Raw genomic sequence first — 12,033 nt, 5'->3', positions numbered from 1 at the left:
GGAGCTGATGACCGAATCCGTTTCTCCCCAGGGCTTCGACTACCTGATCGTCGGCGCGGGCTTCGCGGGCAGCGTGCTTGCCGAGCGGCTCGCCAACGACGGCAAACGCGTGCTGATCGTGGACCGCCGACCGCACATCGGTGGCAACGCCTACGACCGCTACGACGACGCGGGGGTCCTGATCCACCCTTACGGCCCGCACATCTTCCATACCAACTCGCGCGAAGTGTTCGACTACCTGTCGCGCTTTACCCAGTGGCGGCCGTACCAGCACCGGGTACTGTCGAGCGTGGACGGACAGCTCGTGCCCATTCCGATCAACCTCGACACCGTGAACAAGCTCTACGGCCTGAACCTGACGGCCTTCGAGCTCGAGGAGTTCTTCGCCTCGGTGGCCGAGCCTGTCGAGCATGTCCGGACCTCGGAAGACGTGGTCGTAAGCAAGGTAGGGCGCGACCTGTACAACAAATTCTTCCGGGGCTACACCCGCAAGCAGTGGGACCTCGATCCCAGCGAGCTCGACGCTTCGGTAACGGCACGGGTTCCCACCCGCACCAACCGCGACGACCGCTACTTCGCCGATACGTACCAGGCGATGCCGCTGCACGGCTACACCCGGATGTTCGAGAACATGCTCTCGCACCCCAACATCAAGGTGATGCTGAACACCGACTACCGCGAAATCGCGGCGTTTATTCCCCACGGCCACATGATCTACACCGGGCCGGTGGACGCCTTCTTCGACCACTGCTACGGCAAGCTGCCGTACCGCAGCCTGGAATTCAAGCACGAGACGCACCCGGTGGAGCAGTTCCAGTCGGTGGGCACGGTCAATTACCCCAATGACTACGCCCACACCCGCGTCAGTGAGTTCAAGCACATCACCGGGCAAAAGCACGACCAGACCAGCGTGGTGTACGAATTCTCGCGCGCCGAGGGCGACCCGTACTACCCGGTACCGCGTCCGGAAAACCAGGAGCTGTACAAGAAATACGCCGCCCTGGCTGACGCCCGGGAGGACGTGACCTTCGTGGGCCGCCTCGCCACCTACCGCTACTACAACATGGACCAGGTGGTGGCCCAGGCGCTCGCCACACACCGGAAGTTGAGCGGGCAGAAGACCGGGGCGCAGGCCGTTACGACGGGCTGATCTTTTAGGGGAGAACAACAAAACCCAGGCGGGCGGTGAGCAGACAGATGCTCACCGCCCGCCTGGGTTTATTCCCGCTATCCCTTGACGCTGCCCGTCAGGGACGCTCCCTCGATAAAGTACTTCTGGAACACGAAAAAGATCACCACGACGGGCAGCAGCACCATTACGGAGGCCGCCATCAGCAGTTGCCACTGCACGCTGTTGGCGTCCTGGAAGAACTTTAGGCCCACCTGCAGGGTGTAGAGCTTCTCGTCGTTGAGGTACAGCAGCGGATTGACGTAGTCGTTCCAGGTGCCGTCGAAGGTAAAGATGGCGACGGTGGCGAGCGCCGGCGTCGCGAGCGGCAGCACCACCCGCGCCCAGATCCACAGCTCACTGGCCCCGTCCACCCGCGCGGCTTCCAGCAGTTCGTTGGGAATCCCCATGAAGTACTGCCGCAGCATGAAGGTAAAAAAGGCCCCAGCGCAGAAAGACGGCACCACCAGCGGCAGGTAGCTGCCCACCCACCCCAGCTTGGAGAACAGGACGTACTGCGGCACCAGCGTGACCAGTCCCGGAATCATCATGGTGGAGAGCATCACCGTGAACAGCAGGTTGCGGCCGGGAAAGCGCAGCTTGGAAAAGCCGTAGGCGGCCAGCGAGCACGACAAGACCGTGCCAAAGGTGACCGACGAGGCGTACAGCAAGCTGTTGACCGCGTAGCGCGAGAAGGGCGCGCTCGCCCAGGCGCGGGCATAGTTGCCCCACTGGACAGGATCGGGAATCCAGCGCGGCGGATACGCGAAGACCTGCTGGTCGGGCTTCAGGGACGTGGAGACCATCCACAGCGCCGGATACAGGATCAGGGCGGACAGCAGCAGCAGCGCGGCGAACGCCAGCACCCGCCCGATCAGCGGATTTCCCTCACGTTTCGGTCCCCCGGTGCGGGCCGGGCGAGGACGGACCTGGACCTCGGGTCTGGACAGCGCCATCTCAGCGCACCTCGCCTTCGTAGTGGACCCAGCGCTTCGAGAGCCACAGCTGCAGTCCTGTGATCACCAGCGTGATCAGCAGCAAAATCCACGCCATCGCGGAGGCGTAACCCATTCGCAGGTCCGTGAAGGCCGTCTGCCACAGGTACAGACCGTAAAAGAGCGTGCTGTCGCTGGGTCCCCCCTTGGTCAGCACCAGCGACTCGGACCAGAACTGCATCGCGCCCGAAATGCCGGTGATCAGCTTGAAAAAGATCACCGGGGAGATCAGGGGCACCGTCACCGCCCAGAACTGCCGTGCGGGAGAGGCCCCGTCCATCTGCGCCGACTCGTACAGGTCGCGCGGTACGCCCCGCAGGGCCGCCAGGTAGAACATGAAGCTGCCCGCCGCCGTCCATACGCTCATGATGATCAGCGCAGGTTTGGACCACGCCGGGTCCCCGAACCACAGCGGCAGGTGGTTCTCGTTCACGCCCAGGCGGTAGAGCCCGGTGTTGATGAGGCCCACCTGCGGGTTAAAAACCCACAGCCACAACAGCAGCACCGCCACCCCGGTCAGCACCTTGGGCAGGAAGAACACCGTACGGAAAAAGCGCTGCCCCGGCACCTCCTGGTTGAGCAGCGTGGCGATCAGCAGGCCGGTGGCGATGCCCAGCGGCACGGCGAAGGCGGCGTAATAGGCCGTGTTGCCCAGCGCCTTCCAGAAGCGCTGGTCGCCGGTGAGCAGCTGCACGTAGTTGCGCACCCCCACCCAGTCGAAGCGCGAAGTGATGTCGTAGTTGGTAAAGCTCGCGTACAGCGAAAACAGCATCGGCCCCAGCACAAAGCAGAGAAACCCGATCAACCACGGCGCGATAAAGAGGTAGCCCCACAGCGCCTCGCGCTGGCGCCCATTCAGCCTCTGGCGTCGCGGGGCCGGCGGCTGAGTGGCTGGAGGCGGGGGAAGGGGAGAGGCGGCGCTCAAGGCCGCCTGCCCAAAAGTCTGTGCATGTGCTCCTGCCTTTCAAAAAGGGGCAAAGCGGGCAAAGCGCAAACCTCAGGCTTTGCCCGCTGCCGGGCGGGGTGGAACGTGGACTGCGGAGACCGGGGCGCCGTTCAGCGGGGGCCGGCGGCGTCCACCCCTGTTCCCGCTCCACTCACTTGTTGTTGTCGACCTGCTTCTGGACCTGCCCCTGCGCTTCCTCCAGCGCCTGGCGGGCGTCGTCGCCGCGGTACACGGCGTCCTCGACGGCCTTGTCGAGCAGGCTGCTGTAGCTTGGCGCGAGGCGCGGGGCTGAAGTCACCTCCGTGTACTTCATGTTCGCCGACATCATGCGGAAGGCGGGCGAGGTCACGCTCAGGGAGGCGTTCTTGTAGCCGGGAAAGTCGTTTTGCTCCATGGCCCAGATGCGTGCGCCCTCGGTCGCCATGTACCGCGCGAAGGCGAAGGCTTCCTTGGGATGCTTGGTGCCCACCGGAATTTCGAGGTTAAATCCTCCGCCCGACGACGTGCCCGGTCCCGGCTGCCCAGTGGGGGTGGGGATACGCGCCATGCCGTAGTTCATGTTTGGGGCGTACTTTTTCAGCGTGGCCGCGTAGCCGCCGATGTCGATGATCATGCCGACCTTGCCCGAGATAAAGGGGTCCTGCGCGCCGCTGCCGAACGAACTCTTAAACGCCTGCACGTTGCGCGCGCCCAGACGGTCCGTCCACGCCTTGATCCAGCTGAGGGTCTTGACGGCCGCGGCGCCCGTGAAGCGCGGGTTGGTGCGGTCCTCGTCCCACATGCTCCCGCCCGCGTTGGCCACCCAGCTCTCGAAACCGAACGAGCCGTACAGGGGGTAAAAGCCGATGCGCGAGTAGGCGGGGCCAGCCTTCTGGTCGAGTTTTTTCGCGGCTGCGTCCAGCTCGTCCCAGGTCGTGGGCGGCTTCTTGATTCCGGCCTGCTTGAACAGGTCTTTGTTGTAGTACAGAAACCGGCTGTCGGTCACGAAGGGCAGCGCGTACTGGTCACCCTTGTAGGTGGCCGTGGACCACAGGTTGGGGTAGAAGAGGCTCTTGAGCTTGTCCGCACCCAGTTTGCTGAGGTTGGAGGCCTGGTTTTTGGCCGCGCGCAGGGGGGTGGTGCGGATGTCGATGACCACCACGTCCGGCGGATTTTTGGCCGCCACAGCCGCCAGCGTCTTGGTCTGCAACTGATCGAAGGGCACGAAGGTGTACTTCACCTGCACGTTCGGATTTTTCCTGTTCCAGGTGTCGACGATGCGGTTGATGGTGGGCCGACGCTGCTCGGAACCCCAGTGGGCCCACAGGTCGAGCGTGACCTGCTCGGCACTTGCCCCGCCCATCAGGACGGCTGTCAGAAGAACCAGTGTTTTTTTCATGCATTCCCCCGGATGTCTGTCGGTCTGGCCCCGCCCCGAGTCGCCGAGGTGGACCGGGCGAAGGGCTGTGCACGGTCTTCTCGTCCGCTCTGCCTTGTGGCGGGGCCTGTCCTGACACGGTAAGTGTAGCGCCCAGCGGGTCCAGGCTAGACTTTTGGACTTCTAAAGGTGCGCCGCCCCTACCGTCACAGCACTTCTTTCACCCGACCCGTACGCCGAGGCCGGGGGTCCCCGGTGGCCACGTGCGCCCAGTAGCCCAGCAGCAGTCCGGCGCCAGCCAAGGGCCACAGCGAGGAAAACCACCAGCAGGTGGCAGCGAGCAGCAGGGGCGGTACGGCACACAGCTGGCTGTACAGCGGATACGCGAGCAGGATGCGCGCGGCTTCTCCAACGGCGCGGGGCAGGGGCAGCCCTTCGGCCAGCGCGTCGAGCAGGTAGGGTTGCAGCGCCAGCCACAGCCAGCCGAGCAGCACGCCGCCTACGCCGGCCAGCGCGCCTCCCAGCGCTCCCGGTTGCGTTCGCCACAGCGTCAGGTCCGCCCACACCGCCGCGAGCAGTCCGGCGTTCAGACCGGCCCACAGCGTGCCGGGCCACCACAGGCGAAGCAGAAACCGCGGCAGTGAGGCAAACGGCTCGTCGGGAATGACGGGTCCCCCGGCGTCCCCCTCGCGGCGCTCGTCCGCCACTTCCAGCAGGGCCCGGCGCAGCCAGGCGTAGGCGGCCAGGGTGACGGCCCCCAACGTCACGAGCGGCCAGGCAACGGCCGCCCAAACGACGCTGACCAACATCAGGCGCGGTAGCGCGTGCCACAGGGCGGCAGCGGCGTGGCGCGAGACCTGCACGGCTCCCCTCATCGCTGCAGGATAGAGCGGGTGCGGGAACACTACAGGCTGGTGCGCACCTGCCACAGCTCGGGAAACAGCACGACGCTCAGGGCGCGGCGCAGGTAGCCGGCCCCGCTCGTGCCGCCACTGCCGGCCTTGAAGCCGATGGTGCGCTCCACGGTGGTGAGGTGATTGAAGCGCCAGGCGCGGAAATTGTCCTCCACGTCCAGCAGTTTCTCGGCCAGCTCGTACAGGTCCCAGTAGCGCTCGGTGTCGCGGTAGACCGTGAGCCATGCGGCGAGCACCTCGGGGTGCTCCCCGTGGGGACCGGTCGGGTCACGCTCCAGCACCTCGGCCGGAATGGCCAGGCCCCGCGCCGCGAGCAGCCGCAAGGTGAGGTCATAGACGCTCGGCGCGTGCAGCGCCGCGTCCAGCGGGCCGTACAGGTCCGGGCGGTGCGTGAAGGGCCGCAGCAGCGTGGGGTTGCGGTTGCCCAGCAAGATCTCCACCATGCGGTACCCAGCCGACTGAAACCCCGACGCCTCGCCGAACGAACCCCGGAACTGCAGGTAGTCGGCGGGCGTCATCGTCTTGAGGACGGACCACGCCGCCGTGAGCTGCTCCTGGGCGCGCACCACCCGCGAGAGCATCTTCAGCGGCGTGTCGGTCACGCCCGCCGACAGCAGGTCCATCGCCGCGCGCAGCTCGCGCACCACCAGGTCCAGCCACAGCTCGGAGACGTGGTGCACCGTGATAAAGAGGTGCTCGTCGTGCGCGCCGGTCAGCGGCTGGTGCGCGCCGAGCAAGGCGTCCACCCGCAGGTAGTCGCCGTAGCTCAGCCGCCGGGTAAAGTCGAGGTGCGCCCGTTCGGTGGCGTCGCGTTCAGGCGATGCGGCCGGATTTGCCGGGGAAGAAGCGGAGTCGCTCATGCTCCGCAGCGTACCCGAAAGGCCCGCTCAAGACGGCCGGGCCCAGCGGGCGTCTACCCTGGCCGCATGTCTACCTCGCCCATTCTCGACCTCGCCGGCATCACGCTGGAAGTCAACCACCTGCCCCGCGGAGTGCGTTTTTATACCCAGGTGCTGGGGTTGGACCTCGAAGCCCTGGACGAGGTCCGGCAGACGGCCCGGTTTCGGGTGAACCTCGCCCAGACCCTGACCCTCTGGAAGCCCGTGACCCGCCAGGCGAGCGCGCCTCGCCTCGCGCCACTGCACGCGCGGGGGGCCTCGCACCTGCATTACGCGTGGCAGATTGAGCCGGACGATCTGGAGCGCTGCAAGAGTCTACTGGACGAGCACGGGCTGGAATGGACCGAGATTGACCTCGGTACCCCCGAGCGGCCGGACCCGACCGTCTACTTTTTCGATCCCTTCGGGCACGGCCTGGAGTTGCGTGGTGTCAACCGGGCGGACGAGCGCCAGCCCGCCCTTCCCCCTGTACCCAGGCCGTGCCCTCCCCATGCCCTGCCTGTGATGGGCCTGCGCGAAGCGGCCATCGCCTTTAGCGATTACCCCGCCATGCTGGCCCGGTTGCCGCGCGCCTACGGTTTTGCCCTGGCCAAGGAGCAGCCGGACCGGGACTTCGCGCAGTTCACCCTGGGCCCGGAGCCCGAGCACGACGGAAACGGCACCCCCCGGCGCTGGCTGTATGCCTGGGACCCGCAGGTGGGGCTGGCCGACATGTTTGGTGGGGACCACGCGCTGCTGCAGTTCTACGCCGATGTTCCCGCGGTCCTGGCCCGGGTGCGGGCCGAGGGGCTGCCCCACGTGGAGACCGGCGAACAGCTCGCAGTGCGGGATCCCGAGGGGCACGTGTTCGAGTTCCTGCCCTTGCCGAAGTAAATATATACATAGTTGTTTTCTCCTTGAAACGTCACCAGAAGGCTGTCTCCCTCGGGAAGGCGAGCGACGACACGGGCCCAACGAGGTGGGAACAATGACCAGAACACGGGGTGGCAAGTGAGGGCTGGAGGCCCCTGTCCTGGTGACCGATCTTCCACCCGGGAGACAGCCCGGAATCCACTGTCCACGAACGGTTGTGCGCCGGGGTGGCACACGAATGCGCGCGGGAGTGCGGCCTGACACTGGGAGCAAGCCGCATGCTCAAAGCCCCGCTGGGAAAAAGGGGGCTGGTGCGCCGGAAGCCCTGGGCAGCAACCCCACCAACCGGGGCAAAGCCGGGGGCGCGCACGCTTCCTCCCGGCGCCACAGGCACTGCACGCTCAGCTGCGCTGTATGGCGACTGGCGCCATGACAGCACGGTGCTCCTGGACGCCCTCGGCGCTGCCCGACCGTGGGTCCGGCCCGCGTGCCGTTCCTTGGCCGTGAATCCTGCTCCTGGTGATCCGCAACGCCCACCCACCGCGGCGGTGAGCGGGCGCTTGGCCCTAGGTGCGCCGGGAGAAGCGTCAAGACCGTTGCCGAGTGGACGGCCTGCCTCCTCCAGGCGAGGTCAGAGCGGCGTCTCCCCGTGAGGCCATTGCCTTGGCAAAAGCTTTCCTGGGTTGGAGCGCTTTTGCGTCAGTGGAGGCATCTGGAGGTGGAAATAGGGGACGGGAGAAGAGGCATTGCAGATTCGTATATATTCAGGAAGGCCATGGAGGATTGCTAAGCTGACGCGGTGAGCCGGGAAACGCCCTACGACCACCTCAGCCGGGATGAGTTGCTGACACTGCTTGAGCGGCGTGACGCCGAGCGCACATTTGGACTGGTCTGGGAGCGGGACGCGGCCAGGCATGAGGAGACGTTGCGGGGGGAAGTGGTGACGCTGGAGCCGGTGGAGGAGCTGGGGGTGGGCGGCGAACCCCACCGCAACCTGATCATCGAGGGGGACAACTTCGATGCGCTGCGGTCCCTGCGGCTCACGCACCGGGGGCAGGTCAAGTGCATCTACATCGACCCGCCGTACAACACGGGTGGGCAGGAAGTCACGTATCACGACCGCTTCGGGCAGCGCGAGCACCGGTTCGAACACTCGGCCTGGCTGGAGTTCATGTACCGCCGGCTGCACCTGGCCCGGGACCTGCTGCGGGAAGACGGCGTGCTGCTGGTGTCCATCGACGACAACGAGGTGGCCCCGCTGACATTGATGCTCGACGGCTTGTTTCCCGGGGGCCGGGTGGCGACGTTCGTGTGGCGGCGGCGCAACGGCAGCAACGCGGTGCCGGACACGTTTGTGACTGTGGATCACGAGTACGTGCTGTGTTACGCGCGGCCGGGCTTTTCATTCGCGGGGACCGCCAAGGCGCTGGACGACTACCGGGAATTCGATCCCGGCAACCCGGACCCCTGGAAAAATGGAGACCTCAGCAAACCGCACACCTACCGCCAGCGGCCCAATGGATTCTACGCGGTCCACGATCCCGCAGAGGACGTGTGGTATCCCCCCAACCCCGCGCGGGTCTGGGCCTTCGCTTCAGCGGGGCAGACCCGCCCCGGCCAGAAGCTGCGGCGGCAGACGATGGAGCAGCTCGTCGCGGAAGGCCGGGTGGTATTTCCACGCCGGCAGCCTCCTGCGGTGTACCCCAGCGCCGCGGCGCTGCGGGAGGCCATCCGGGCGGGCCACGCTCCCCGTTTTCTGCGGCTCGGGCTGTTCGATACCCCCGAGGAGGAGGAAGAGTACCTCGCCTTCTATGTGGGCAAACGCGTGGGCTTCGGCACACTGGGCTACAAACGCTTCCGGTCGGAGATGAGGACGACCAGCAAGCCGGTGTCCACCTGGATCGCCGGACTGCGGGAGGCGGCGAACGAGGAGGGCGCCACCATTTTGCGAAGCGGCCTGAACGCCGACGGAACGGCGCTGCTCGGCCAGATGTTGCAGGGCACCGGGGCCGAGTTCAGCTATCCCAAACCGCTGTCACTGCTGCAATCGCTGCTGAGGCAGGCGACGGGACCGGGGGACCTGGTCCTCGACTTCTTCGCGGGCAGCGGCACCACAGCCCACGCGGTGCTCGCGCTAAACGCCGAGCAGCAGGCGGAGCCGGAGCGGCGCTTTATGCTGGTGTCCTCCACAGAGGCGGGGCCCGGAGCCCCGGAACGCAACGTCTGCCGGGACGTGACGCGTGAGCGGGTGGCGCGGGCGATCGCGGGCTACACCGCCCGCAGCCGCTCGGGGCAGGTCGCGGTGACGGGCCTTGGGGGCGAGTTCGCCTACCTGCGGACGCGGCGGGTGGCCGCCAGCCGCCTCCGGGAAGAGACTGGGGACACCCAGGTCTGGACGACGCTGCAGCTCCTGCACACGGGAGAACTGGGCCTCTTCTGTCCGGACACCCCGGTACAGCGGCTGCAGGCGGAACACCTGCTGCTGCTCTACCTCACGCGGGTGGACGGGGACGTGCTGACCGAGGTGCGCGCGCTGGCCGGAGGAACGGCGCTGCCGGTATGGGTCTATACCTGGGAACCGGAGGCCGTCCGGCCGCACCTTCCGGAAGGGAGGGTGAGGACCGGAGGCGTGGCGGAGGTCCTGCGGCCCTTTCAGGACGGCGAGGCCATCTGAACCGTCCCTCAGCCCTTCAGAATGGTTTCGATCCGCTCCAGTTCGGCGCCGCTGAAGTCCAGGCCCCGCAGCGCCCCCACCGCGTCGTCGATCTGTTCGGGGCGGCTCGCGCCAATAAGGGCCGACGTGACCTCGGGGCGGCGCAGCACCCACGCCAGGGCCAGCTGGGCGAGGGTCTGATTCCGCTCCCGCGCCAGCTCATCGAGCTGCCGGGTGCGGCCCAGCACCTCGTCCGTGACGTGTTCGGGGCGCAGAAACCGCCCCGAGGCCACCGCGCGTGAGTCGGCGGGGAGGCCGTGCAGGTACCGGTCTGTCAGCAGGCCCTGGTGCAGCGGGCTGAACACAACCGAACCGACGCCCTCCTCGCGCAGGACGTCCAGCAGGCCGCCCTCCACCCAGCGGTTGAGCATGGAGTAGCTCGGCTGGTGAATCAGGCAGGGCGTGCCCAGCCCGCGCAGCAGCCGCGCCGCCTCGCGGGTCTGCTCCGGCTTGTAGTTGCTGATGCCCACATACAGCGCCCGCCCGCTGCGCACGATGTGGTCCAGGGCCGACACCGTTTCTTCCAGCGGCGTTTCGGGGTCCGGGCGGTGGTGGTAGAAGATGTCCACGTGGTCCAGGCCCATGCGTTTCAGGCTCTGGTCCAGGCTGGAGACCAGGTACTTGCGTGAGCCCCAGTTGCCGTAGGGGCCTTCCCACATGTCGTAGCCCGCCTTGGTGGCGATGACGAGTTCGTCGCGGTAGGGGCGCAGGTCGCGTGCCAGTGCCCAGCCGAAGGTTTCCTCGGCGCTGCCGGGAGGCGGGCCGTAGTTGTTGGCGAGATCGAAGTGGGTCACGCCCAGGTCAAAGGCGCGGCGCAGCATGGCGCGGGCGTTCTCGCGGCGGTCCACGCCGCCGAAGTTGTGCCACAACCCCAGCGAGATGGCGGGCAGTTTCAAACCGCTGCGCCCGCAGCGCCGGTAGATCATGGAGTCGTAGCGGTCGTCGCGGGCAGCGTAAGGTGTGTGGATCATGGACGCACCGGGAGGAGAGACATATGCCTGCCACCATACCTCCTGGGCTGCCTTACGCTGACGGGCATGACTGCCTTGCCCTTCCGCCACCTCTACCGTCTGGAACCCCAGTACCGCGAGCGGGTCTGGGGAGGCCAAAACCTGCGTCCCGGGCAACCTCCCGTCGGGGAAGCCTGGATCGCCTACGAGGGCAGCCGTGTGGAGGGGGAGGAGGACCACACGGTGGGCGAGTTGGCCGCAGAACGCGGCGCAGCCTTGCTCGGCCGCGCCGTGGCGCGGCGCTCCCTGCGCTTTCCACTGCTGATCAAGTTGCTCGACTGCGCCGACTGGCTCTCGGTGCAGGTCCACCCCAACGACGAGCAGGCCGCCCGGCTGGTGGGACCCGGCGAGTACGGCAAGACCGAGGCGTGGCACTTTCTGGAGGTGGAACCGGGGGCGAGCATCCTGGCTGGGGTGAAGCCGGGCACCACGCGGAACGCGCTCGCCCGCGCCATTCGGGAAGGGCAGGTGCTGGACGTGGGCCTGCGGCGGGAGGTGCAGCCGGGCGAGACGGTCTTTATCCCGGCGGGAACGCTGCATGCCCTGGGACCGGGAACGCTGCTGTACGAGGTCCAGCAGGTCAGCGACACCACCTACCGCGTCTACGACTGGGACCGCCCGGCGAGCGCGGGGCGCTCCCTCCACATCGAGGAGTCCGTGGAGGTGACGGACCCGGCGCAGGTACCGGAGGTCACGCCGCCTCCCACGTTTTCGGGCACAGCGGCGCAAGAGACGGTCCGCTGCCCCTTCTTCGCGCTGGAGGTGCTGCAGCTGGGCGGCGAAGCCCTGACGGGCGACACCCTTGGGCAGTCGGCGCACGTCGTGACGGCCACAGGGGGCGAAATCGAGGTGCGCTGCGGAGAAGAGAGCGTGCGGCTGGGCCGCTTTGAAAGCGTGCTGATCGCTGGAGAGGCGGGCCGGTACGAGGTCCGCTCCACGGGCGGAGAAACGCGGGCACTGCGGGCAAGCGTTCCTGAGGACGTCGGGGACGACGACGGACAGCAGGGCTAGCACCGCGCTTTATCCAACGTCCAGACCGGCGGGCCTGGCCCTCCCCCAGGCGTGGTGTTCGCTGAGGCGGTGAGAACGTCGCGCCACTTCATTGGCGCGGCCTGCCACCTGTGAGGCGTACACCACCCCAACGGGGCCGCTCCAGCGCACCGGGTCCCGTTGGGGTTA

General features: G+C 67.1%; 10 protein-coding genes. 4 read left to right on the top strand and 6 right to left on the bottom strand.

Annotation, left to right across the window (positions count from 1 at the left end):
* Window positions 1–7: 7 nt before the first annotated feature.
* On the top strand, window positions 8–1,150 hold the full coding sequence (glf, locus tag B9A95_RS04035) for a UDP-galactopyranose mutase (protein ID WP_084045820.1): 1,143 nt from the start codon (window positions 8–10) through the stop codon (window positions 1,148–1,150).
* 77 nt (window positions 1,151–1,227) lie between these two features.
* Here the strand turns inward: glf and B9A95_RS04030 are convergent, their stop codons facing one another.
* The 5 genes from B9A95_RS04030 to B9A95_RS04010 form a co-directional block, all read right to left on the bottom strand.
* Complete coding sequence (locus tag B9A95_RS04030) at window positions 1,228–2,124, bottom strand: carbohydrate ABC transporter permease (RefSeq protein ID WP_084045652.1); 897 nt, start codon at window positions 2,122–2,124, stop codon at window positions 1,228–1,230.
* 1 nt (window position 2,125) lies between these two features.
* The gene (locus tag B9A95_RS04025; protein ID WP_245808125.1) at window positions 2,126–3,088 is read right to left on the bottom strand and encodes a carbohydrate ABC transporter permease; all 963 of its coding nucleotides are present in this window, start codon (window positions 3,086–3,088) and stop codon (window positions 2,126–2,128) included.
* A gap of 172 nt (window positions 3,089–3,260) precedes the next feature.
* Entirely contained in the window at window positions 3,261–4,487 is a 1,227-nt protein-coding gene (locus B9A95_RS04020; RefSeq protein WP_084045651.1) for an ABC transporter substrate-binding protein, read from the bottom strand.
* Window positions 4,488–4,672: 185 nt separating this feature from the next.
* Window positions 4,673–5,341 carry a hypothetical protein gene (locus B9A95_RS04015; RefSeq protein WP_139806442.1) on the bottom strand — a complete coding sequence of 223 codons (669 nt, stop codon included), beginning with the start codon at window positions 5,339–5,341 and terminating at the stop codon, window positions 4,673–4,675.
* A 29-nt stretch (window positions 5,342–5,370) separates the two neighbouring features.
* The gene (locus B9A95_RS04010; protein WP_084045649.1) at window positions 5,371–6,240 is read right to left on the bottom strand and encodes a tryptophan 2,3-dioxygenase; all 870 of its coding nucleotides are present in this window, start codon (window positions 6,238–6,240) and stop codon (window positions 5,371–5,373) included.
* A 66-nt stretch (window positions 6,241–6,306) separates the two neighbouring features.
* On the opposite strand from B9A95_RS04010, the gene B9A95_RS04005 reads away from it, so the two are divergent.
* Complete coding sequence (locus B9A95_RS04005) at window positions 6,307–7,152, top strand: VOC family protein (RefSeq protein ID WP_084045648.1); 846 nt, start codon at window positions 6,307–6,309, stop codon at window positions 7,150–7,152.
* Between the two features lie 778 nt (window positions 7,153–7,930).
* On the top strand, window positions 7,931–9,805 hold the full coding sequence (locus B9A95_RS04000) for a site-specific DNA-methyltransferase (protein WP_084045647.1): 1,875 nt from the start codon (window positions 7,931–7,933) through the stop codon (window positions 9,803–9,805).
* Window positions 9,806–9,813: 8 nt separating this feature from the next.
* Here B9A95_RS04000 and mgrA read toward each other — a convergent pair whose 3' ends face one another.
* Window positions 9,814–10,815: an L-glyceraldehyde 3-phosphate reductase gene (gene mgrA / locus B9A95_RS03995; protein ID WP_084045646.1), complete on the bottom strand. Its 1,002-nt coding sequence runs from the start codon at window positions 10,813–10,815 to the stop codon at window positions 9,814–9,816.
* 66 nt (window positions 10,816–10,881) lie between these two features.
* Here mgrA and B9A95_RS03990 point away from each other — a divergent pair, with 66 nt between their 5' ends.
* Window positions 10,882–11,865 carry a type I phosphomannose isomerase catalytic subunit gene (locus B9A95_RS03990; protein WP_084045645.1) on the top strand — a complete coding sequence of 328 codons (984 nt, stop codon included), beginning with the start codon at window positions 10,882–10,884 and terminating at the stop codon, window positions 11,863–11,865.
* Window positions 11,866–12,033 lie beyond the last annotated feature (168 nt).

Source organism: Deinococcus hopiensis KR-140 (assembly GCF_900176165.1).
GTDB lineage: Bacteria > Deinococcota > Deinococci > Deinococcales > Deinococcaceae > Deinococcus > Deinococcus hopiensis.
This window is presented reverse-complemented; position numbering and strand designations above follow the sequence as displayed.

Coding starts and splice junctions, on each gene's coding strand:
- glf (WP_084045820.1), top strand. CDS start 8: ATGACCGAATCCGTTTCTCCCCAGGGCTTCGACTACCTGATCGTCGGC.
- B9A95_RS04030 (WP_084045652.1), bottom strand. CDS start 2,124: ATGGCGCTGTCCAGACCCGAGGTCCAGGTCCGTCCTCGCCCGGCCCGC.
- B9A95_RS04020 (WP_084045651.1), bottom strand. CDS start 4,487: ATGAAAAAAACACTGGTTCTTCTGACAGCCGTCCTGATGGGCGGGGCA.
- B9A95_RS04015 (WP_139806442.1), bottom strand. CDS start 5,341: ATGAGGGGAGCCGTGCAGGTCTCGCGCCACGCCGCTGCCGCCCTGTGG.
- B9A95_RS04010 (WP_084045649.1), bottom strand. CDS start 6,240: ATGAGCGACTCCGCTTCTTCCCCGGCAAATCCGGCCGCATCGCCTGAA.
- B9A95_RS04005 (WP_084045648.1), top strand. CDS start 6,307: ATGTCTACCTCGCCCATTCTCGACCTCGCCGGCATCACGCTGGAAGTC.
- mgrA (WP_084045646.1), bottom strand. CDS start 10,815: ATGATCCACACACCTTACGCTGCCCGCGACGACCGCTACGACTCCATG.
- B9A95_RS03990 (WP_084045645.1), top strand. CDS start 10,882: ATGACTGCCTTGCCCTTCCGCCACCTCTACCGTCTGGAACCCCAGTAC.